This window comes from Paenibacillus sp. Marseille-Q9583 (genome assembly GCF_976954365.1).
The window spans coordinates 25,223-50,343 of sequence record NZ_CDRJTB010000012.1; the positions used below are offsets into that span (position 1 = coordinate 25,223).

A 25,121-nucleotide genomic window follows, 5' to 3' on the forward strand; every position below is an offset into this window, starting at 1 on the left:
TGATCAACTCGTAGAAAGCGCTATCATAAACTACTGGCGGTTGCTTAGGGGGGATTGTTCTGGAGAAAGAAATAGTATTACACCACAAGTCATTACCGAAGCGTAAGGGCTCTGTATTTTTACAAAATGCTCGTAGAAGTATGAAAAAGCACTGGCAGCTACATTTGCTCGTGATTCCACCTCTGTTATTTTTCCTCATTTTTAAGTATTATCCAATGCTGAACGCGGTTCTAGCCTTCAAGGACTACAACGTGATTAAAGGAATATGGGGAAGTCCATGGGTTGGATTTCATAATTTTCGATTATTTTTTGATAATCCACAGTTTTGGACGCTGCTCAAGAACACCATCATGCTTAGTGGTTACCTGCTGCTGGCGGGATTTCCAATTCCGATTATCCTTGCGCTCATGATTAATGAATTGCGCGGGGGAAGGTTCAAAAAGTTCGTCCAGCTGGTCTCATTTGCGCCTTATTTCATCTCGACGGTTGTCATGGTGTCCATTATTATGCTATTTATGGCGCCTCGTCTTGGATTTGCGAACATCGCTCTCAACTTCTTCGGTTTGGAGTCGATCAATTTCCTTGGAGAACCGGGAATGTTTCGTTCGATTTATGTCTGGTCTGATATTTGGCAGACTGCGGGCTACAGTGCCGTTATCTATTTAGCAGCGCTTGCCGGTATAGATCCTACGCTTTATGAGGCAGCCAAAGTCGATGGCGCTTCACGCTTTCAAAAAATTCGTTATATTGATCTGCCAGGTATTGTGCCTACCATCGTCATCATCCTGATTTTGAATGTTGGGAATGTCATGGCTATTGGCTTTGAGAAGGTCTATCTTCTGCAGAACCCGCTCAATCTGGCGAATTCCGAGATCATTGCCACTTATGTCTACCGGGTCGGTTTGCTGAACGCCAATTATAGCTTTGCAACTGCGGTTGGTCTATTCAACTCGGTAATCAACCTTATTTTGTTGCTTACGGTGAATGGCTTGGCTAAACGCATTACAAACAACAGCATCTGGTAGGAAAGGAGCAACCACATGGCAGCAGTTCAACAAAAAATTAAAGAATCAACTGGCGATAAGTTATTTCTGACCACTATTTATATCCTACTCAGCCTCGTGGTCATCGCGGTGATTTATCCGCTAATTTTTATCATCAGCAGCTCGATTAGCAGTCCAGCAGCCGTTACCTCCGGTCGAGTCTGGTTATGGCCTGTAGATATTTCCTTCAAAGGTTTCGAGGTTCTGTTAAATACACCCGAGATCATTACAGGCTACGGCAACTCCATTTTTTATACAGCCGCAGGGACGTTCATTAGTGTTGTGCTTACGATCATGATCGCGTACCCTTTATCACGCAGAGGTTTCTTCGGACGCAACACTTTGATGATGATCATCACCTTTACGATGATTTTCAGCGGCGGGCTGATTCCGACCTATATGGTCGTGAAGGAACTCCATTTGATTGATACCCGCTGGGCACTGCTGATACCAAACGCGATTTGGGTATGGCAGGTCATTATTGCCCGGTCATTCTTTCAATCCTCCATTCCGGAGGAGCTGCTGGAAGCCAGCGAAATCGATGGTTGCAGTGATATGCGGTTTGTCTGGAGCGTTGTCATTCCATTATCGAAGCCCATTATCGCGGTGTTAGTCCTTATGTATGCGGTAGGACAGTGGAATGCATACTTTGACGCTTTGATTTATTTGAAATCCGCGAATTTGTTTCCGCTTCAGCTGGTCTTACGAAGCATCATCATCCAGAACAACAGTGCAGGTACAATGGATGCGATGAAAATGGTGGAGCGGCAGCAGCTTGCTGAGCTACTCAAATATGCACTTATAGTTATCGCTACTCTGCCTGTACTTGTTATCTATCCGTTTGTTCAGCGTTATTTTGTCCAAGGAATGCTGGTCGGTTCAGTTAAAGGTTAATTCACAGCTTTCAGAATCTGGAGAGGGGGAGAGGCACGCAGTAAAATGACAGAAAGATATCGTACCTGCCTAAATTATAAAAGGGAGTGATCGGATTTGAAGAAAAGTATGATGACCTTGTCATTGGTGCTGGTATTCATTCTTACGGTGGTGTTAAGCGGATGTGCTAATAAAAATACAGATAACACATCCTCCGCACCTGCTGAGTCAGGTAACTCGGAATCAGCAAGCAAACCGGTGGAAATCAGTGTGTTCTCGGTTCAGGAATCCGGGATCGATGTTCCTACCAATAAATTTTCGAAATTTGTGGAAGACAAATTTAATATTAAATTCAAATGGGAAATCAACCCTTCAGACGGAGCCAAGGAAAAGCGCCAAATCTCACTTGCTAGTGGTGATTACCCAGATGCTTACCTGCTCACTCACTATATCGATCAGTTCTCACAGGCAGATCTTCTGAAGTATGGCAAACAGGGCGTACTGATTCCTCTGAACGATCTAATTGATAAATATGCTCCGAATATTAAAGCGGCTATGGAAAAGAACGATAATTTGAGAACGCTTAACACAGCGCCTGATGGTAATATCTACGGGCTTGTCGCTTACACAGAATGCTTTCACTGCTCCTATCCGAGCAAAATGTGGCTCAATACCGAGTGGCTGAAGAAGCTGAATCTGGAAATGCCGAAGACAACCGAAGAATTCAAAAAAGTGCTGGAAGCTTTCAAAACACAAGATCCGAACGGGAATGGAAAAGCAGATGAAGTGCCGTTGAGTGGCTCCATTGAGGAGTTTGGTGTACGTATTGTACCCTTCCTCATGAATGCATTTGTATACGATGATGATCGCAATTATCTGAACATGATGGATGGAAAAGTTCAATCGGCGGCTGTCACACCGGAGTGGAAGGAAGGCCTGACTTATATCAAATCTCTGTTTGACGCAGGTTTGATTGATCCAGGGGCATTCACACAGAATGCGGAAGCCTTTAAGAAAATCGGTGAAAATGCCGATGCGGAAATTCTGGGCGCTGGTGCGGGCATGCACCCTGCGATTTTCGTCAATATTGATCCGGGCAATAGAAGCTCGGCACACTACAATCCTGTACCCCCGATTAGCGGACCGGAAGGTATCTCCTATGCGACTCATGATGCAGGTGGTGTATCCCCGGGAGCGAAATTTGTCATCACCAACAAAGCTAGCGAGGAAGTACAGATCGCTTTAATTAAAATGGTAGACTACATGTTTACTTCCGAAGGACAGACCAATAGTGGTAGTGGTATGAAGGGCATTGATTGGACTGATCCAGAAGAAGGCGATGTAGCACTGGACAAAGATGTTAAACCAGTGATCAAGACCATTCCTATGGCGGAGGGCGAAGCGCCGCGCAATGCGGGCTGGAGCGGCATGGGTCACTTCTATATGCCAAAAGAGTACCGTGATACCTTCGTTCAAGCTACTGACATCTACGCTTCCAGCGGTTATGAACGCAGATTGTATGATGCGACTCTGTTGTATGAAGGACATGAGCCTAAAGAATTATTCCCGATCTGGTCGATTTGGATTGATCCAAGCGAAATCGATGAAGCGAGTTTACTGCAAACCAACATTAAGAATTACATTGAGCAAAATCAGCTTCAATTCATCACGGGCAACAAGGATCTTAATAAAGATTGGGATGCATATATAAAAGGTCTGAAAGACCTGAAGCTAGATCGTTATCTCGAAATCTTGCAAAAGGCTTACGAAACTTCTAAAAAATAAAATATTGAAATCAGAATCAGGTGCTGTAAGATATACCGCAGCACCTGATTTCTTGATTTCAAGGAAAAATATACATTTTTATTTACGGAGGATCAGTCATGACAGAAGAGAAACATTGCAATCATCAATTTGTGGTTCCAAGACGGGGACTACCGAATACAAGCGTAAGACTTGCGGGAAAGGAGCCGGTGACTGTCGCCTTTTTGGGTGGTTCCATTACAGAGGGGGCAGGTGCTTCCGACGCGGACACATTTAGCTGGAGAGCGCTGACTGGTAAGTATCTGCAGGAGCGATTTGTGAATCATGAATTCCGCTCCATCAACGCGGGAGTGGGTGGAACGAATTCCACGCTGGGCGCTCACCGATTACAGTCGCATGTCCTTGAATACGGCAAGATTGATCTTCTATTCGTTGAATTTAGCGTCAATGACGGCAACGACCGGGAAGAATCCATTAGAGGTCTGGAAGGAATTGTGCGCCAGTGCAGACGGTTGTCGCCCGGCACTGACATTTGCTTCTTGTATACGGCAGCAGAGAAGAATCTGTCAGGGAGCAATCCCTTTAACATTGCCGTCCACGAAGAAGTAGCTGAGCATTACGATCTTCCATCTGTTAATTTCGCAGCAAGAGTTTATGCGAAGACTCAGGCGGGACAAATGGAGTGGACCAAGCTGGCTCCGGATGGATATCATCCCAATGATGACGGACATGCGCTGTATGCTTCTTTTTTACAGGAATATTTGGATGCAGCTCTTGTTCCTGACAACACACATTCAAATATCGGAAACGCGTTAAGTATTCCTCCTCTGGAGGAGCGGAATTATGAATACGGCAACTTACTGGATTTCAGAGGCGCTGATCATGCAGATGGATTTGAGCTATGTGAGCTTACCCCTGAAGATCCGCTGATGAACTGGCGATTTGGAACGGAGCATTTATACACGAACAGCAAAGAGGCAGCTTTTTCTTACACAGTAACCGGACAGAGCGTCGGTCTGCTGCTGCTCTACGGTCCGGATAGTGGGATATTCGAATATTCGGTGAATGGCGGTCCTTTTCATACGGTTAACTTATTCGACGAATGGTGTCCGCTCGCGTATCGGCCTATTACTGCTATGTTCGGAATCCAGGAACAACGTCAGGAGTTGCAAGTTACTGTGCGAATTACAGGGGAAAAGGATGAACAGAGTAAAGGCACTAGTCTACGCATTTTGCAGCTAATGTACAATTGATTATTCTAACCTAGAGGATTATACTGCCTCTTATTAAGCGTTTACAATGCTGAGGAAGTTGGTGTTGATCATTTCTTTTACAGAACACAGCGTCGATTCTTCTCCTATCGTAATCCGCCTGACTGATTATGGTGTTCTGCCGGATTCCGGCTTGGATGCTCAGCCAGCCATGACAAGAGCTATTGAGGCAGCCGCCGAAATAACTGGGCCAGTCCTGCTGGATTGTCCAAAAGGCTGCTATCATTTCTATCCGGAAGCGGCGATCCGGAAACCCTACTACATCTCCAACACTACCAGTGAAGAAGAGAATCCTGATGTCACCAAGACTATAGGAATTCTCTTAAAGGGGCTGCACAATTTAACATTTGAGGGCAATGGCTCTCAATTTATCTTCCATGGCAAGCAGACTATGTTCTTGCTGGATGGATGCAAAAATGTAGAGATTCGTAATTTACATACCGACTATGCTCGGCCGACTGTGACAGAGATGGAGATTACTGAAAGTGGTACTCATTATTTCGATGTCCAGGTTCACCCCGATTCGCGTTATGAGATCAGGGATGGCACGCTGGTCTGGATCGGTGAGGGCTGGAGCTTCTCGGAAGGACCAATGCAGACCTACGATCCATTGCGCAATACGACTTGGCGGGTGGACAACTGGTCGGAGCTTGCTGATTCGGTTGAAGAGCTGGAGCCGATGAAGCTCCGCTTGCATTTTGATCATCAGCCTGAGGTTGTCCCCCGGCAAGTCCTGCAAAGCCGTGATGGTATTCGCGATCAGGTAGGTGTCTTCATTGTGGAAAGCTCTAACATCACCTTCAGCGATGTGGGGCTGCATTTTTTACACGGACTTGGTGTTGTAGGGCAGTTCAGCGACAATCTCACCTTTCAACGCATGGATATTTCGCCGCGCCTGGAGACAGGCCGAACGGTTACTGGCTTTGCGGATTTCATCCACATGTCCAGCTGCCGAGGTAAAATAACTGTTGCAGACAGCCGTTTTGCCGGTTCTCATGATGACGTCGTCAATATCCATGGTACCTATCTACGGATCGTGGAGCAGCTGTCTGCGAATAAGGTGAAGGTTCGGTTCATGCATCCGCAAACTTACGGTTTTACGGCCTTCCATCCGGGAGACGAAATTGAATTTGTTCGTTCTGGCTCTCTGACTACCTATGCTGCTAATGAAGTGATAGAGGTTACGCGTCTCAACCCACGCGAGCTAATACTGACTTTAGCACAGCCTATTTCTAAGGGGATTGGCAGCCATGATGTGATCGAGAATGTAACCTGGACACCGGAGGTTGAAGTCGTAAATAATCACCTCGCTCGGGTACCGACCCGCGGGATCCTTGTGACAACCCGGCGTAAAGTAAAGATTAAGGGAAATGTTTTTGATCGGATGCAAATGAGTGCGATTCTGGTTGCCCTGGATGCGGAGTCTTGGTATGAGTCTGGCAAAGTAGAGGATGTAACCATCGCTGAGAATTATTTTATTGAATGCGGGGGCATCGAGCATCCGGTTATTTTCATTTCGCCAGAGAACACAGAGGTTGATGACAACACTCCTGTTCATCAGGGTATAGTTATTAAGAACAACAGGTTCGAGACTGGTGAAACGTTAGTCCTTAGTGCCAAGAGCACCCGCGGACTGGTCTTCAGTGCTAACGAAATTGTCATGGGTGGGGAAAGTACGAACTGTCTTTCCAGTGTTGCGGATGCGATACGTTTAACCGCCTGTAGCGAGGTCGATATTCAGGATAATTAATTCAATGAGTTAGGGTAGGTTGTGTTAGATCGCGATATGGATCGGTAGATCGATGTATAGAAAACGCTTTATCTGATCTTTATAATGAGGGCAGACTTGGGGGAATACATTATTTAATTCATGACAGATCGTGAGGGAGAGAACCAATGAAACTTCAATATGACAAGCCAGCAAATGTATGGACCGAAGGACTTCCGATTGGGAATGGCCGTCTGGGTGGTATGATCTTCGGCGGTGTGGAACAGGAGAAAGTCAGTCTAAACGAGGATACATTATGGTCGGGATTCCCGAAGGATGGGAACAATCCAGATGCGAAGGAAGCTCTGCCAAAAGTTCGAAAGCTGATTCAGGAGGGCCGGTATACAGAAGCGGACACCCTGACTAGAGAGATGCTAGGTCCGTACACCCAATCGTATCTGCCTTTTGGAGATTTACTACTTCGTTTTGAGCATGGTGGTGTTTATCAATCCTATCGGCGGACATTAGATATTGAACATGCGGTTCACCGCATTGAATACAAGATTGGTAATGTTACTTATACCCGTGAGATGTTCGCTTCACATCCTGATCAGTTGCTCGTGCTGCGTCTGACTGCAAGTGCACCGGGAGCGCTGAATCTACATGCTACGCTAGATAGTTCGCTTCGGCATAGCCTTCACGCTCAGGGTGATAACTTTGTACTCTCGGGAACTGCACCGGAGCATGTTGATCCAAGTTATTTCTGGAGTGACCATCCGATCCAATACGGAGAACCTGGCAAGAGCAAGGGCATGGCCTTTGAAGGACAACTCTCCGTAGTGGCAGAGGATGGGGAAGTTACCGTTGACGGTAGTGGAATTCATCTGTTGGGAGGAACGGCTGCAACCTTCTATTTTAGCGCGGCTACAGGCTTTAATGGCTTTGACAAAATCCCGGGAGCTGAGGGGAAAGATGCTTCTGCTATTGCAGCTTCTTACTTGGCAGATGTGAATGGAAAGTCTTACGACAGCTTGCTTCAAGCGCATGTCGAGGATTACCGATCACTTTTTGACCGAGTGAAGCTCCAATTAGGTAAGACGCTAGCCCCGGAGTCGATGTCCACGGAGCAACGGATTACGACATACGCGGCACAAGACCCTGGTCTTGTCGAGTTGCTGTTTCATTACGGGCGCTATTTGATGATCGCAAGCTCGCGCCCCGGAACACAGGCTACTAATCTGCAGGGAATATGGAATGCGGTTACGCGTCCGCCGTGGAGTAGCAACTATACACTGAATATCAATACAGAGATGAATTATTGGCCAGCTGAAATTTGTAATCTGGCGGAATGTCATGAGCCGCTGCTGGATATGATCGGAAATTTGGCGAAGATGGGTGCGGAGACTGCTCAAGTCAACTATGGTGCCCGAGGCTGGGTGGCTCATCATAATACGGATCTTTGGGCACAGACAGCACCGGTGGGGGATTATGGTGACGGAGATCCAAGCTGGGCTTACTGGACGATGAGTGGCGTTTGGCTGACACAACATCTCTGGGAGCATTATGCTTTTGGCGGGGACGAGGAATATTTACGGACTTCCGCTTATCCTGTGATGAAGGAGGCGGCTCTGTTTGCACTGGATTGGCTTATTGACGATGGTAACGGAAGGCTTGTGACTTCCCCATCCACTTCACCAGAGCATAAATTCCAGACAGCGGAGGGCTTGGCTGCAGTCAGCGCAGGTGCTACTATGGATATTTCGCTCATCTGGGAGCTGTTTACGAATTGTATCGAGGCTTCGGAAACGCTTGGAACGGATGAGGATTTGCGTGCAGAATTGGTAAGTGCTCGTGAACGTTTATTGCCACTGCAGGTTGGTAAGTACGGACAGTTGCAGGAATGGTCCTTAGACTTTGAGGATGAAGATATGTATCACAGACATACCTCGCATTTGGTCGGTAACTATCCGGGCCGGCAGTTGTCAGAAGAAGAGACCCCTGAGCTGTTCGCTGCCGCCAAAACTTCGCTTGAACGGCGTGGGGACGAGAGCACGGGCTGGAGTCTGGGCTGGAGAGTTGCGCTCTGGAGCCGCTTCCGGGATGGCAACCGCTCCCTACGACTGCTCTCAAACATGCTGCGGCTGGTGAAGGACGGGGAGTCCGAACAGTATAGTCACGGCGGGGTTTATGCCAATCTGCTTGGCGCACATCCACCGTTCCAAATTGATGGTAACTTCGCCGCTTCTGCCGGAATTGCTGAGATGCTACTGCAATCTCACCTCGGGCATCTCGATCTGCTGCCTGCACTGCCAGATGAATGGCAGGAGGGAAGTGTGGCGGGACTACGTGCCCGCGGTGGCTTTGAAGTTAGCATTCAGTGGGATAGAGGCCATCTCGTGGAAGCACAGATTACCTCCCTTCTAGGCAATGAATGTGTGATCCGCACAGATGCTTCGCTCATGGTTAGTAATGGCGGCAACGAGGTGGAATTTGACCGCTCCGTAGATGGAACTGTGAGCTTTCCAACGACCGCAGGCCAGACCTACAAGCTTATAGTTGGTAAGCAATAATAGTCAGTTTCATACGAATATGGACAGCAGCAGAGACCTAAATTACAGGATCCTGCTGCTGTTTTTTTGTACGAATATAATGCTGATCAACAATTAGGGAAAAACTCCTTGAAATTCATCCGATCTGGTGGTGAATTTGGAATTCACTCTGTTTTTTAGGGAGGTTTCCCTAATCTATCTCTTCTAGCTGCCCGAAGGTAAAAACGGAGTGTGGATACGAAATTGTTGAGCATGAGCAGTATTTTATGTACAGCCTCTTGTTCTTGTCTTCCGCATGAATACTAGGGGATTTAGGTTTGTGTTAGATGTGTTAGATCGCGGTATGGATCGGAAGATCGTTGTATAGAAAACGCTTTATCTGATCTTTATAATGAGGGCATACTTGGGGGACACAGGTACAGAGCCTGCCGCCTTCAAGGTCCAAAACGCAGTAACAAGGAGGCAAATCATGCTAACTGATAGTGCTACAACGGTAAAAGTGAATATGGACACAGCATCTCTTATCCGTGTAACCAATGGTGAGGTGAATCTAGAGATTGATCTCGGGACGGGTGAAGCATCCGTTGCCCGCGGAAACACTTCTCATGTAAGAGGGATTCGCAGTGCATTCCGCTGGCAAGGTCGGGAATATAACACGGAACATTATCAGAGCCACACACTGAAGTCTCAGGAAGTGGTAGTTCGTGAGGGCTTTGGAAAAGGTGTTCACGTAGTCATTTTGCACGAAACGTCCCTGCTGCCACAGCTGGAGCAGCATTTCTATATTTATGAATCTTCATCATTTGTATTGATGCAAATCGTAATCGCAAGCGACGAAGAAATCAAGGCAAACCGGATGGCAGTCCTTCAGACCAAATCGGTGTCACTTGGCGGGGAGTCAGGGCAACCCGAAGAACCAAGCATTCTGCGTGTGCCGTACGACAACGACAAGTGGGTCAGATATACAGTAGTGAAGCCGCCGATGGATACGGAAAGCTATGAAGTAACTGCATTGTTCGCGCCGGAAAGCCGGCAGGGAATTATTATGGGTTCCATTACGCACAAGGTGTGGAAGACAGGGATTCGTATCAAAAGCGAACGGAGCGGAGGGATCGAGGAGCTGGATCTTTACGGCGGCGCTGTAAGTGAAATGACCCGCGATTTCCAGCCACATGGTTATGTGAAAGGAACAAGAGTAGAGTCACCGCTCGTTTTCGTAGGGTTCTATGACGATTATAGAAGAGGGCTTGAAGCGTACGGTCAGGCTAATACCTGGATAGAGGCTCCTCTGTCATGGGATGGCGGCGTTCCTATCGGCTGGAATAGCTGGTCTGCGGCAATGGCTGAGCTTGATTACGATCTGTATACATCCACCAGTAATTTTCTGAAAAATGAAGTGCAGCCGCTAGGATTCCAGAATGAGGACACACTGTACATCAACTTTGATGCTTTCTGGGACAATTTCACACCAGAAGAAATGAAGAATGCACTGGGCCTGGTTCGGGAGAACGGTCATAGACCGGGAACTTACTGGACGCCTTTTGCTTTCTGGGGAAGTCCGGCTCAGTTTGGAGATCTCGTGGAAGGTACAAACGGCAAATACACTTATGGTGATATCTTGCTGCGAGACAGCGAAGGAGAAATTTTGCCGGATGTTGATGGAGGGCTGGCCATTGACCCGACACATCCAGGCAACCTGCAAAGAATAGATTGGTACACGAATAAATTTATCTCGGAAGGCTTCGAGTATGTCAAGCTAGACTTCTTGGCACATGGTGCACTGGAAGGGCAACATTACAATCCGGAGATTACGACGGGAATTGCGGCATATCACTATGGGATGACTTACTTGCAGAACAAGCTCTCACCAGAGGTGATCGGTCGGCCGTTCTTTATCAATCTATCCATCGCGCCATTGTTCCCTTATGCATTTGCGCATAGCCGCCGGGTATCCTGTGATGTCTTCGGCACGCTACACGATACAGAATATTTGCTGAACTCGTTGACACATGGCTGGTGGATGAGTCATACCTTGTACCATTACAATGACCCGGATCATTCCGTGCTCTACAAGAGCCACAACCAAGATGCCACTGGCTGGCATGAAGGACGGAGCCGACTGACTGCTTCGGTCATCGCTGGAACGGTACTTCTGCTAGGCGATGATTTCCGAAAAGAAGAAGCAGCCGCCCGGGCCAAAGCGTGGCTGGGCAATAAAGAGATTATGGATGTAGCCCGCCTAGGGAAGACTTTCCACCCTGTCGAAGGGGATCTTGGCAAGCAAGCTTCCGATACTTTCGTACTTGAAGATGCAGAAGATGATGTATTCTATCTTGCTGTCTTCAACTATGATGCTGCGAATTCTGCTCATAAATCTATCTCCTTGGAGCGTGCTGGGTTGAAGGGTCAAGCAGCTTACCAACTGCTTGATCTATGGGAAGGCACACAAGGGGAAACAGCGGGAGAGCTTGTAGTTACGCTCGAACCGGCAGAGTCCAAAATCTTCAAATTAACGGCAAAAGCCAAGTGATTATACACATTGAAAAAAGAATACGCGCAACCGCTTCTCGCGGATAGCGCGTATTCTTTTTTGTTGGAGTCTTACATTCGTATTCGGCTTTGCGGATGAAGGCGGTATTGTGTTGGATTAATGCCGTAGCAGGCACTGAAATGTCTGGAGAAGGGATGGATGGAAGGATAGCCCAGCTTCTCGGCAATCGCAGTCACACTAAGCTCACTCTCCAGAAGCATGCCCGCCGCCCGTCTCATGACTAGATTATGATGATAGACGCGTGGCGTCATTCCGGTCTCCCGTAGAAACAGCTCATGGAAATATGTCCGCTTGAGTCCGCAGAACTGTGCCCAATCTTCGATAGACTTACCACGCTCGGGGTGGGTGTTCAAATATTCCAGCAGGCGGACAATACGATAATCACTTGGCTGATGCTGATGGAGGGCATTATACCAGCTCAAGATCCAGCCGTACAGATAGCTATTGGCCGTCTCATTACGATAGAACAGCGCGTCATTGTAAGACTTGGCAATCATCACAAGACTATCGTATAGCAGGGGATATTTAGCTAGTGGAAATACGCAAGGCAACTCGTTCAGCTCGGCACAGGGTGCTTCGGTGGCTTTTTTTTCAAAATGTAAGCCTTCAGGGGCGTGGATAAATGAAAGGTTATTAGATACTGGAGTGCGGTTGTCCCATAAATCAAAATAGATGTTGTAGGACGACAGTGGATGAGAAGGCATGATATGAAAAGCATGGGGCTGAACGGGACGGAGAAAGACAAGCGTCCTCCGTTCAATCGGATAACGTATTCCGTCGATCTCCATCTCACCGGGGCCATCAGTAAACAAGTGGAACGCGTATGCATTACCGACTCTCAGATGCTCATTGCTGCTGCCGTCGTATACATAAGGCATAATTGCGCCGACATACGGTGTCATTTCAGATAGTTTATTCATGCGACCTCTTCTTTCTTATCTTACCGTACAAATTGTCAAATAATCGAACGGGTCAACAAAGACAGTGATTCATCCAAATGATACGATAAATACAATGAATCCGCAACATATGGGATAGGTTAAGAAAGTATGACTTGTCTTGAAAGAGATGGAATTATGAATAGTTTTAAATTTTATAGCGGATTAATTAACAATATTTTTTAGAGGGTTATCGCGCTTGGACAGATTCTACTATGGACAGGAGAAAATAAAATGAGCGATTTTAGATTATGGTATTCTACCCCTGCATCGGATTGGTCACAAGGATTGCCTTTGGGCAACGGAAGAATAGGTGCAGTAGTGATAGCTGCTCCGTATCGTGAGGTATGGAACATGACCGAGGTTACCTACTGGTCGGGTCAAGCTGAGTCAGAGCCTGCTCCTTTCGGAGGCAAAGCTGCGCTGGAAGAGATGCGGAAGTACTTCTTTGCTGGCGATTATAATGAAGGTGACCGTCTAGCCAAACAATATCTGCAGCCGAAGAAACGCAATTTCGGTACGAACCTTGGTTTATGCGAGGTTGTCATTGACTTTGCAGAACAGGACACGGATTCCGGGTCAGCAGCGGCTATCGAGCGAGAGCTGGATTTGACCTGTGCGGTGGCTCAGACAGTGGTTCAAAGTAGAGGAACAACGCTGCATCGTGAGATTTTTGCCTCCCATGCTGATGATCTGGTGGTCTCAAGAATTTGGAGCGATGAACCGGGAGGTGTATCCTTTACGATCGGTCTGGAGGGTGGTTCAGAGTCGTTTACGACTCAAGTCGTGAATGACGACACTATTGAATTCAGAGGACAAGCCACAGAGAATGTGCATAGTGACGGGACTTGCGGGGTATGGGCAAAGGGACAAATTAAGGTAAGCATTTCCGGTGGTACGTTGTACAGAGGGGACGGTCAATTGAGAATTGCCGGAGCCAATGAGGCGCGAATTTATTTTGCCGTCAGCACCGATTACAACCGTAGTAACTCGGAGTGGGAAATGGAGAGCAGCAGCACATTACAGCAGGCTTTGATGAAAGGATATGCGCAGTTAAAAGAAGATCATATCGATGATTATGAGCAAGAATATGGTAAGGTGGATATCCAATTAGGTACCACTGGGAAGGTGAATCTGCCGACTGACCAACGTATTCGAATACTGGCACAGGGCCAGGAGGAGGATTCGCAGTTGTTCGCGTTGTTCCTGCAGTACGGACGGTACCTGACTATTGCTGGAGCACGGGCAGACTCCCCGTTACCGCTGAATTTACAGGGAATATGGAATGATGGCGAGGCTTGCCGTATGGGGTGGAGCTGTGACTATCATTTGGACATCAATACGCAAATGAATTACTTTCCGACGGAAGTCGTAAATCTTGGGGATAGTCATTTACCATTAATGCGCTATATTGAGGATTTGTCTCATGCTGGAAAGTCAAGCGCTCGCGATTTCTATGGCAGCAAAGGCTGGGTAGCACATGTATTCTCGAATGTCTGGGGATTCACGGCTCCGGGCTGGGAGACATCTTGGGGGCTAAACGTTACAGGTGGACTATGGATTGCGACGCATCTGATGGAGCATTATGAATTCAGTCAAGACCGTGTGTTTCTGGAGCAACAGGCATATCCAGTGCTAAAAGAAGCCGCAGCATTCTTCCTAGATTATATGACCATCCATCCCAAATACGGCTGGCTGGTGACCGGACCTTCGAACTCGCCGGAGAATCATTTCTATCCTACGGATAGCAGCGAGGGGGCACAGCAGCTGTCTATGGGTACCACTATGGATCAGATGCTGGTGAAAGACCTTTTTGAGTTCTGTTTGAAGTCTGCGAAACTACTGAATACGGACGAGGAACTACAGGGACAGCTGGAGCAAGCGATATCCAAGCTGCCACCGTTTCAGATCGGCAAGAGAGGACAGCTGCAAGAGTGGCTCGAGGACTACGAGGAAGCGCAGCCGGAGCATCGGCATTTGGCCCATTTGTTCGCGGTTTATCCAAGTAATCAGATCACACTAGGTAAGACACCTGAACTTAGCGCTGCGGTGAGAGTAACACTTGAGAACCGGATGGTTCAGGAAGAACTGGAGGATGTGGAATTTACCGCCGCATTGTTCGGTCTCGGCTTTGCCAGATTGTATGACGGGGAAAAGGCCTTTAATCATATTTCTCATTTGATTGGTGGACTCAGTTTCGATAATTTATTTAGCTTTTCCAAATCGGGCATTGGAGGAGCGGAGTGCAATATTTTTGTGATCGATGGGAATTTCGGGGGGACGGCTGTTATTGCCGAGATGCTGCTGCAAAGCCATGAAGGTGAGATTCATCTGCTGCCTGCACTTCCAAAAGCATGGGGTAATGGATCGGTATCCGGACTGCGTGCTAAAGGGAATATGGAAGTCGATATTGCCTGGGAGAATGGTCAATTGGTGGAAGCTACAATCCGTACCTTCTCGCCGGGAACGGTAAGACTTCGGTTGGGAGATAGAAGAGCTACTGTCCAAGGAGAAACAGGAGGAAGCTACTATTTTAATAGCCAGCTGGAGTTGGTATAATGATTCGGCGGGGGTGATATGAACCCCCGCTTTAATTATGCTGGGTTATTAGCGCATGATTAAAGGGCTATCCGGTCTGTTATGGACCGGATAGCCCTTTTGCCGATATCTGCAAATTAACGATTTATGCCTGAAAATAACTTTCATTTATTTGGACCATAGTAGGCTAAGGGGAAAAGAATATAATAGAAGAAACAGACAACAAAGAGGAGGGGACATCAGTGTACAGTATTTTTCTAGTTGATGATGAAGAAATTGGCCTTGAGATGATGAGAGATTATATCCGCTGGGAAGAAATGGGTATCTATGTCGTCGGAACTGCGAGTAATGGTAGAGAGGCTCTAGAGAAGATAGAGGCCATTAGACCTGATATTATTCTTACAGATGTCCAGATGCCGATTATGAACGGTATTGAAATGGCTAAAAAAATACATGAGAGCTATGACTGGATGCAGTTAATGTTCCTGACTGGGCATGATGAATTCAACTATGTAAAATCGGCTCTAAATGTAGGTGCTGTTGGATATTTACTGAAGCCCCTCGACTTGAATGAAATTGGAAGCGTTATCGCTAAGGTGAAGCAGCGCTGTGAGGAAGTTCAAATGAAGAAACGTTCCATGGAGGCGGCTAAAACGAACCTTCTTAAGGAGCTCTCCTATGAAAAAAATGCGGAGCATGCCGCTGATCTGGCGACCAGCTATTGCAAGCTTACCCGTGAGTCTGAGAGGAATCGCTACGCTATGGCGCTGTTCAGTATCGATCCGATTGAGGCAGAGGGGGAACAGCAGAGTCTGGAGGATTGTAAAAACCGGTTGGTAGCATTTCTGGATCATTTCTTCAAGTCGAAGAATATAGAGACGGTATTTGTGCCTTACAAAGATGGGGAGGTAGGTGTGTTTATGGAAGCACGCCAACAGCCTGGGTATTATGCGTGGGAGGATTTGGCCGCGGCTATCCGAAGTGGACTGGATTTCACAGTGACGGCAGCAGTCGGTGCGCAGGAAACCGAATTAACGGAGGTACACTTTCTGTATAAGCAGACGCGTGAAATCCTAAACGAGCGTTTCTATAAAGGTACGGGTTCAATTATTCATGCCTTGGCGATTTCAAACCAGTTTGATAGTGAGCATGTGCCACCTTTTAATAGAAAAGAGTGGTTTGAAGCTATCAATCAGCTAGATTTCGAGCAAGCCGCACAGAAGCTGCATCAGTATTTCGAGGGGCTAGCCCTACTAAGAATCAAGAGAAAAAATATCTGCGATTGGGCGATTGATCTTGTCGACGAACTGCTGGAGCAACTGCATCAACCTGTTCCTGAGGGGGTTAAACGGGCGGAGTTATATCATTCCATCTATAATGCACTGACTTTAAATGAGATTGAGGATCTGATCCTGGGCACTGCAGGCAATGCCATGAGCTTGCTGGGTGAGCGTCTTATGGACAAAAACACGAAGCTAGTTCACAAGGTTCGCAGTATGATCGACCAGAATTTTGATCAGCCGATTACGATCAATAGCTTATCTGATCAGGTTTATTTGTCGCCCAACTATTTACGCTCTATCTTCAAAGACAAGACTGGCATCACGATTCACGATTATTTAACACGTATCCGGCTCGATAAGGCTACAGAGTTGCTGGCTGACGGCTCGCTCAAAATTCAGGATATCGCCCAAAGAGTCGGTTATGAAAGCACGTCTTATTTTATCTCCCTATTTCTGAAGAACCAAGGAGTTACACCTAACGAGTATAGGAAGAGTCTATGATTGTGGCAGCGCTTCAGCTCGGCAAATAGGAAATAAAGTTATTTTCCCTTACGAATAGTAAACTTGCGATATGGATATTAATCCCTCTGCTTTTTACAATTAAGCATGTATTATAACTAGCACATGTGAGGGGCTTCATTCATCAAGGCAATTAAAGGAGTTTTAGTTCATCGAAAATCGGTAGCGCTTTCAAGATGCTTCTTAACCAACCCCTTTGATGACTTTATGGACAGATATCGCCCGAATATCACAAAAGTGCAAGGAGACCTACAAACGGAGGGATTAAATGTTTGGGAAAGCAATGAAAAGAGGATTTTTGTTCTTTGTCATCATCTGCTTGGTAATAGGCAGTGGCGGTCAGTTTGTCAGTACGGTTTATGCCGATGATGCGGAGAATACTACCTATGAAGCTGAAGCTGATGGAAATGCTATGACTGGCAATGCTTCTATTTCTGAACACCCAGCAGCTTCCGGGGGGCAGAAAGTCGGAGGGATGTATCAAGGAAGCACTTTGCAGTTTAATCATGTGACTGTAAGTGAGAGTGGGAATTATAAAATTACAGTGTACTATTTTTCTGGCGATTCGCGGCCATTCAATATCAGTGCCAATGGCGGCGATAAGCAGTTTGAAGAACCACCCAAGACAGTGGATTGGGATACGGTGGGAACTTATGATGTGACACTTCCGCTGAATGCTGGAGAGAACAGCATCCTGATGGATGACAACAACTGGTATTCTCCAGACATCGACAAGATCGTAATTCGTGGACTGGACGACAGCGACCCAGGTGAAGGATCTGGAGGCGACTGGAAGGAGAAGCTGCATGGTGCAATCATAGAAGCTGAAGCGCCTGAAAATATAATTACAGGCAACGCCAAAATAGCGGACAGCAGCGTTGGTTCCGGTGGAAAAATTGTAAAGGATATGAATAAAAACAGTACTTTACAGTTCACAAATGTCACTGTGCCTGCAGCGGGAACGTATTTGATCCGTATTTCCTATATTTCCGGTGACCAGCGGCCTGTCTATATGCAGGTGAATGATGGACTGGATGAATTGGTTGATCTGCCAAAGACAGCAAGTTGGGATACGGTAGGAACTTATGATGTAGAAGCCTCCTTGCAGGAAGGGCTGAACACCATCACATTCTCGGATCATGACTGGTACTCTCCAGATTTCGACCGGATTGAAGTCATTCCGTATACGATCAGTTATGAAGCGGAGTCTCCGGTCAATGATTTAACTGGAGAAGCGCGAGTTGGCGATAGCCCGAATGCTTCCGGTGGACAGAAGGTAGGGTATCTGAATGGCGGCAGCTCCTTAACTTTCAATAAGATTACGGCTCCGATGACAGGGGATTATCGGATCACGGTAGCTTATTTCTCAGGTGACCCGCGCAGCTTATACGTCAGCGCTAATGGTGGGGCAGAGCAGTATTATGAACTGCCAAAGACACCAGACTGGGATACGGCGCTCACATATGAGCTTACACTGTCCCTGAACGAAGGTGAGAATACAATCAAATTCTCAGACGGCAACTGGTACGCGCCAGATCTGGATCGAATTATTGTAGAACCGGCATTAGGTACAGATCCTAATCCTCCAGTTGAAGAGGATGGTGATCTGGGGACACCAGGGACTTCAAATAACTACGGGGCCATCACCGTTACTGAATATACTTATGGAACGCTCGTATCGAATGGACAATATGAGGTTTCCTTTAATACTAAGTCTGGATACGCAAGCTACAAGTGGAAGGATGGTCAGAAGCTGCAAGGAATCTATAGTAGCATCAAACTCGGTGATAGTCTCGTTGAGACTGCAAGCTATGAGAATCATACAAGTGCTGGTGCTCCAGTAGAAATTCAGGATGGCTTTGGCAAAGGAGTGGAGCTTACTTTTGTTCACACCTCAGCTGGACAGCCAACGCTCAAACAGGTTTACAAGTTTTATGACGATCAGAAGTATTTCTTAACTCGCCTGGATGCCATTAGCGATACGGCGCTGCAGACGAATTATATGTCACCTATTACCGTAAAACGTTCAGGTGGAGTAGATATCGGTGCCAGTGCAGATAACCGGGTACTGACCGTTCCTTTTGACAATGATGCTTGGATTCGTTATAAATCTCAATCTATGAACCGAGCGGATACCAGCTATGAAATGACGACTATCTTTAATAACTCGACGCGCAGCGGCCTTGTGCTCGGGTCGGTAACTCATGATACGTGGAAGACCGGGATCGACTGGAAAGGTTCTTCTAATCGGCTGAACGAGCTAGCGGTTTATGGCGGAGCAGCCAGCGACGTTACACGGGATACCCAGCCTCATGGCATCCTTACAGGCGCAGAATTGTCTTCGCCGATGATTATGGTGGGGGCATTCAGTGATTACCGCACAGGACTTGAGGAATACGGAAAAGCTAATGCGATCATCACACCTCCACTGTTGCTGAATCCTGAGTTGCCGCAAGGCGTACCTGTTGGTTTTAACAGCTGGGGAGCTTACGAAGGTACACTTTCATACCAAGACGTTGTGGATGTCTCCAATTATTATAAGGGGCACTTAAATGATTTCAATAATAACGGTAATGTATTTATTAATATGGATTCCTATTGGGACAATTTGAATGATAAGCAGCTTGCTGACGCTGTATTAGTAATTAAGGGTAATGGTCAGCATGCAGGTATCTATTGGGCACCATTTGTATATTGGGGCAACAATATGAGCCAGCCGGTAGAGGGTACCGACAATAAGTATACGTATGGCGATATTGTCCTCAAAGATGCCGAGGGCAAACCGCTGCCGACGCTGGATGGGGCTTTTCCTCTGGATGTGACACATCCAGGTGCTAAGCTGCGAATGAATTATTTTTTGGACAAATTTAAGGGTCTGGGCTTTACCTTCATCAAATTGGATTTCTTGACGCACGGTTCGCTTGAGGGACAACATTTCGATTCAACCGTAACGACAGGGATTCAAGCTTACAATGAAGGAATGCTTTATGTGAAAGATCGTTTGGATGGAAAAATGTTCATTAGTGCATCTATTGCGCCAATCTTTCCAAGCCAATATGCACACAGCAGACGTATTTCCTGCGACACCTACGGCAAGATCAATGAAACGGAGTACATGCTGAATTCGTTAACTTATGGCTTCTGGCAAAATGGCACGATCTACACCTATACGGATCCCGATCATTTGGCGTTGGCCCGCGCTTCCAGCTTAACTGAAGCTCGCAGTCGAATGAACTCTGGCGTCATCGCCGGTACTGTACTTCTCGGCTCTGATGATGTTAACGATCCAAAGGCACAGGAGTACATGACAGCCTTGTTTAACAACAAGGAGGTTCTCGAATTAGCGTTAAAAGGAAAAGTGTTCAAGCCGCTGGAAGGAAATACGAATGCAAATGCAGCGGATACTTTTGTGATGAAAGACGGCAACGATTATTATCTGGCTGTATTCAACTACAGCGCCAATGCTTCTGCAGACAAAACGGTGAATCTTGGTAGAGCCGGACTGGACGCAGCGGATTCGTACACGATGCAAGACCTATGGACGGGAGAGGTTTCGACTATTTCAGGAACACTCGCGTTGTCCTTGCAGCCGACTGAATCGAAACTGGTAAAATTGACAGCTGCACCTAAGAAAGTAACAGGTGTATCGCTAGATAAGACAGAGCTAACATTAACCGCTGGTGAAACCGGAAAGTTGACGGCTACGATATCTCCGGAAGAGGCGGCGAATAAAGCAGTACACTGGACTTCGAGCGATACGTCTGTAGCTACCGTAGTGTATGGAACGGTAACGGCTGTAAATGCTGGGAAAACCACAATTACTGTGGAAACAGTAGACGGCGGCTTCAAAGCTGCGGCAGAAGTTACAGTCAAAGCAGCCTCCACTGTAGAACCGGGAAATCCTGAAGTCCCTGCGAATCCGGGTAACAACAACGGTACTTCTGGCAGCATTGTAGATCAAGAGAATGGCGCGGGCACTCTAATCCTTACACCAGAGATGCTGAAACTGGATAGTGCATCTGGTAATGTCATCGTGGAGATTACGGGAGTTACACAGCAGATACAATTATCCTCTGATGTAGTTCGCCAGTTGGCAAATCACACGCTGGTGCTGAAGTCCGGTAAGTTCTCCATGAAGGTGCCTGCGGATCTGCTCCGCCAGTTGCAGAGCAAGCTACCGGAAGGTCAGCGGGATGATAGCACGATAACCCTGAAATTAGCACCACGCAGCAGCAAGGCGAATGAGATCATTGCTGCAGCGGAGGGAACTACTCAAGCACAGGTTAGACTCATGGGTGATATCTATGAGTTCAGTCTGTCGGTGACCACGAAAGCTGGCACAACAGAAACACTTTCTGCGTTCGATCAACCCATTACGCTAAGCCTGACAGTAGGAGAAGGCTTTGATTTGAGGCACGGAGGCATTTACTATATTGCGGATAACGATAAGCTGGAATATATCCCTGCTAATTATGCTGGTGGTGTATTGACAGCACAAGTTACGCACTTCAGTAAATATGCTGTGTTGGAGCTCAAACGGACCTTTGTCGATGTGCCAGCCAATCACTGGGCTAGTCCTGCAATCCAAGAACTGGCGGCGAAGCTGTATGTTCAAGGGACTAGCAAAGACAAGTTTGAACCAAACCGTGCGATTACGCGTGCCGAGTTCACCTCTATGCTCGTTCATTCCCTTGGGTTGACCACAAGGGGAGATGTTAGCTTTGCTGATGTTGCACCGTCTGCTTGGTACGCGGAGTCCATTTCTATCGCTTACAAGGTGGGCATCGTGAGCGGCAGAAGTGCGACCAAGTTCGAGCCGGCTGCACAGATTACCCGTGAAGAAATCACGGTCATGTTAATGAAAGCCTATGAGCTGAAGAATGGCAAAGTAACTCTTGCTTCAAATGACGTGGCATTCAAAGATATGAAGCAGGTCTCCTCTTGGGCAGCCGCTTCTGTAAAGGGAGCAGCCAGCCTAGGACTGGTTCAAGGTCAAGGTGAAGGTCTATTTGCACCAAAAGGGATCGCTTCCCGAGCAGAAGCGACCCAAGTGATCTATAACTTGATTATGAAGTAATGCTAATAAAGGCTGTCTCAAAAGTGGTGGATTCTACTTTTGAGACAGCCTCTTTCTGTCCTTACATTTCCTTTTGCGGCAAACGAATTTGCACAGTGGTTCCTATTCCGAGCCTACTAAACACTGTAACGCCGTAATGCTCACCAAACCTCAGTTTTATCCGTCGATCTACGTTTGAAATCCCATACCCTCGCCCGGGTTTATCGTCAAGTAAAGTGTGAAGTGTCTCACGACTCATCCCCATGCCATCATCAATTACAGATAGAATAATATCGCTATTTTCGACTATGCCTTTGATATGAATATTTAGTGGGCTTTCCTGATTCCACACCGCATGAAGCACCGCATTTTCTACAAAAGGCTGCAAGGCTAGCTTGACTGTAGAGTAAGGTAAGATCGCTTCATCAATATTGTAGGTGATGTTCAGTTGTCCTTTAAATCGGATCAGTTGAATGGCATTGTAGCTTTGCGTCAGCTTCAATTCTTCATTAATAGTTAAGATGCTCTTTCCTTTATTCAGGGAGATGCGATAAAACTTGGCGAGATGAAGCACCAAATCCTGAATGCGAGTATCTTGATGTTTTAGGGCAAGAGACGAAATGGAGCCCAGCGTATTGTACAGAAAATGGGGGTTGATCTGGGCCTGAAGCAGGTCAAGCTCTGCCTCCTTATTCTGTAGCTCCTTCTGATACACTTCGGTGATTAGACTTTTTAAGCGTGTAGTCATTTGCTTGAAGGCAAAATGAAGCTGGCCAATCTCATCATTGCCTAAATATTCATCATTCGTAGGGTTGAAGTCACCACGTTCTAGCCGCCGGATCATTCGGATTAACATTCGAATACGCTTGCTAAACATCGATGCAGTAATGTAAATCAGCAATAATGCGACGACTATAAAGCCTAAAGAAATTTTGATGATGAGCTCTGACAGGGATTTCGCATCCTGAATGATACTGTCATAAGGGAATATAGAGACGGTTTTCCATCCATTTGTGAGCGTGTTATAGACGGCGAAAGCCTTTTCTCCTTTATATGTAGTATCAAATCTGCCAGAAGGCAATTCATCAAAGTTCTGATCAAGCATTTCCGGCAGACTTGTATTTAATAATTGTTTGTCGGCGGCTGATAAAATAAGGCCCTTGTCATTAACGATAAAAATATCTTTGCCGCCTGCTTCTTTCTCCATTAAAGAATAGATCACTGATTCCGATATTTCGAAGACCAGAATACCGTAGGGATATTGGTTGCGATTATTGTTCAGTAACCTAGCCAGTGTAAACATTGCGGGATTATCTTGTGACTGCGGTGAGGACAGATGAATAATATTCCCGTGAGACTGCATCAGCTGCTTGTACAGCTCTGTCTCCTTCACTTCGGGTGTAACCGGCTTGATATAGTAATTATCTTTGGGCAGTGATGGATTGTCGGAATAAATGAAAACGCTACCAAAATCGGGATAGGCAGCCATTACCGTGTCTATACGATTGCCAATATATTGATAGACGTCTAGATAAGATGGATCATCTTGATATTCGCTCGTGAGGTAAGTGGCTAGCCTATTATCCAAGTAAATAGAAGCAGAAATATGCTCATAGCTGTCCAGTTTGTTCTCCAGGTTCTTGTTGATCTGGGCCGTTGAATTCATCATATTGATGTAGATTTGATCGGTCAGCTTTGATTTTGTAAGTTCGAATGAAAAATAGACAAAAAGCATCATTGGAAGAATGGTGACCAGAACGAACACGAGGAATAGCTTGGAGCGAAAGCTAAGGTCGATAAAAGGCATATAAATATACTTTTTGTAAAAATGACGCATCGTAGAAGTCCCTTCTTTACTGTGAATTCACGGAAAGCCAAGTTTATCATATCAGACTGAATATCGAAATCCAATGCTCGAATGTTCAGAAACTCCTTTAAAAAGCGCTATCATTCGGAGGATTGAAGTATAGAAAGGAGCCCTATACGGACTTAAGATAAATAGGAGAGAAGCTGAATCGAGATGTAGCAGGGCATGCTGCACTAAATAAAAAGGGAGGGTATTTGATGCATAAAGCAAGCGCTATCAAAACAGTCAGGGGCAATAATTTTTGGTACAGATTAAAAGAGCAGAAATGGTTATTTTTGCTAATGCTCCCTGCCATAATTGCGACATTGCTATTTTCCTATGGACCTATGTTTGGTATGTATATGGCATTTACAAACTATCAACCGGGTGGAGGAACGTTTTTTCAACAATTTTTCCATGCTGACTTTGTTGGCTTTAAGTGGTTTGAATATTTCTTTACCACAGGAGACTTCTACCGTGTAATGCGTAATACGCTTGCGACAAGCCTCTTGACCTTGTTATTCGGGTTTCCTGCGCCGATCATACTCGCGCTTGTGCTGAATGAAGCAAAACAGGGATTTTTCAAACGCTTTACACAGACGGTTTCTTATCTGCCGCATTTTATCTCATGGGTTATCGCCGCTAACATTGTAATTACGCTGCTAGCTTCCGATGGGATGTTCAACAATCTTCTAGTAACGCTCGGGATTGTTGACGAACCGGTAGCTTTTCTACAAAACGGACCTTTATTCTGGTGGATTATCGCCTTATCTAATATGTGGAAAGAAATGGGTTTTAGCGCCATTATGTACCTAGCTGCAATATCCGCTATTAATCCGGAGCTTTACGAAGCCGCAAGAGTAGATGGAGCTAGCCGATTCAAGCAAATGTGGAATATTACGCTCCCTGCTTTACGTCCAACTATTGTGATATTGGCCATTCTTGCTGTCGGAGGGATTTTGAATGCCGGCTTTGAACAACAATATCTGTTGCAAAATAACACTGTACTTGAGTACTCGGAAGTTATCGATATTTATGCATACAAATACGGGTTACAAAACAGCATGTTCTCATACGGGGCTGCCGTGGGGGTATTCAAATCCGTTATTGCCTTCATTCTTGTTGTGATCGTGAATCGAATTTCTAGAAAAGTGAACGACCAAGCGTTGTTCTAAATAACAA

General features: G+C 46.4%; 13 protein-coding genes. 11 read left to right on the forward strand and 2 right to left on the reverse strand.

All coding sequences use genetic code 11. From position 1 onward, the window contains the following. The first annotated feature begins 140 nt into the window (after nucleotides 1-140). From ACWNM1_RS08290 to ACWNM1_RS08320, 7 genes are all read left to right on the forward strand, one after another. Entirely contained in the window at nucleotides 141-1,025 is an 885-nt protein-coding gene (locus ACWNM1_RS08290) for an ABC transporter permease (RefSeq protein ID WP_143759569.1), read from the forward strand. Nucleotides 1,026-1,040: 15 nt separating this feature from the next. Beyond that, nucleotides 1,041-1,937 carry a carbohydrate ABC transporter permease gene (locus ACWNM1_RS08295; protein ID WP_449600621.1) on the forward strand — a complete coding sequence of 299 codons (897 nt, stop codon included), beginning with the start codon at nucleotides 1,041-1,043 and terminating at the stop codon, nucleotides 1,935-1,937. A gap of 108 nt (nucleotides 1,938-2,045) precedes the next feature. Continuing rightward, nucleotides 2,046-3,701, forward strand: a complete 1,656-nt coding sequence (locus ACWNM1_RS08300) for an extracellular solute-binding protein (RefSeq protein WP_449600661.1) — start codon at nucleotides 2,046-2,048, stop codon at nucleotides 3,699-3,701. Nucleotides 3,702-3,799: 98 nt separating this feature from the next. Next, a complete protein-coding gene (locus ACWNM1_RS08305) occupies nucleotides 3,800-4,933 on the forward strand; it encodes an SGNH/GDSL hydrolase family protein (RefSeq protein WP_449600622.1) in 1,134 nt (377 codons plus the stop codon). A 64-nt stretch (nucleotides 4,934-4,997) separates the two neighbouring features. Further along, the gene (locus ACWNM1_RS08310; RefSeq protein ID WP_449600623.1) at nucleotides 4,998-6,701 is read left to right on the forward strand and encodes an alpha-1,3-galactosidase-related protein; all 1,704 of its coding nucleotides are present in this window, start codon (nucleotides 4,998-5,000) and stop codon (nucleotides 6,699-6,701) included. A gap of 146 nt (nucleotides 6,702-6,847) precedes the next feature. Beyond that, nucleotides 6,848-9,229, forward strand: coding sequence for a glycoside hydrolase family 95 protein (locus ACWNM1_RS08315; RefSeq protein WP_449600624.1), 2,382 nt, complete (start codon nucleotides 6,848-6,850; stop codon nucleotides 9,227-9,229). 448 nt (nucleotides 9,230-9,677) lie between these two features. Beyond that, nucleotides 9,678-11,738, forward strand: a complete 2,061-nt coding sequence (locus ACWNM1_RS08320; RefSeq protein WP_449600625.1) for an alpha-galactosidase — start codon at nucleotides 9,678-9,680, stop codon at nucleotides 11,736-11,738. A 71-nt stretch (nucleotides 11,739-11,809) separates the two neighbouring features. Here ACWNM1_RS08320 and ACWNM1_RS08325 read toward each other — a convergent pair whose 3' ends face one another. Then, nucleotides 11,810-12,679 (reverse strand): helix-turn-helix domain-containing protein, encoded by an 870-nt coding sequence (locus ACWNM1_RS08325; protein WP_449600626.1) that lies wholly within the window; start codon nucleotides 12,677-12,679, stop codon nucleotides 11,810-11,812. Nucleotides 12,680-12,931: 252 nt separating this feature from the next. On the opposite strand from ACWNM1_RS08325, the gene ACWNM1_RS08330 reads away from it, so the two are divergent. The 3 genes from ACWNM1_RS08330 (at nucleotide 12,932) to ACWNM1_RS08340 (ending at nucleotide 22,114) form a co-directional block, all read left to right on the forward strand. Then, a complete protein-coding gene (locus tag ACWNM1_RS08330; protein ID WP_449600627.1) occupies nucleotides 12,932-15,256 on the forward strand; it encodes a glycoside hydrolase family 95 protein in 2,325 nt (774 codons plus the stop codon). Nucleotides 15,257-15,477: 221 nt separating this feature from the next. Next, nucleotides 15,478-17,019, forward strand: a complete 1,542-nt coding sequence (locus ACWNM1_RS08335; protein WP_449600628.1) for a response regulator — start codon at nucleotides 15,478-15,480, stop codon at nucleotides 17,017-17,019. A gap of 286 nt (nucleotides 17,020-17,305) precedes the next feature. Continuing rightward, entirely contained in the window at nucleotides 17,306-22,114 is a 4,809-nt protein-coding gene (locus ACWNM1_RS08340; RefSeq protein ID WP_449600629.1) for an S-layer homology domain-containing protein, read from the forward strand. Between the two features lie 61 nt (nucleotides 22,115-22,175). Here ACWNM1_RS08340 and ACWNM1_RS08345 read toward each other — a convergent pair whose 3' ends face one another. Then, nucleotides 22,176-23,930, reverse strand: a complete 1,755-nt coding sequence (locus tag ACWNM1_RS08345) for a cache domain-containing sensor histidine kinase (protein ID WP_076300759.1) — start codon at nucleotides 23,928-23,930, stop codon at nucleotides 22,176-22,178. 227 nt (nucleotides 23,931-24,157) lie between these two features. Between ACWNM1_RS08345 and ACWNM1_RS08350 the strand changes: the two genes are divergently transcribed. Beyond that, complete coding sequence (locus ACWNM1_RS08350) at nucleotides 24,158-25,114, forward strand: ABC transporter permease (protein WP_094876932.1); 957 nt, start codon at nucleotides 24,158-24,160, stop codon at nucleotides 25,112-25,114. Nucleotides 25,115-25,121: the final 7 nt, after the last annotated feature.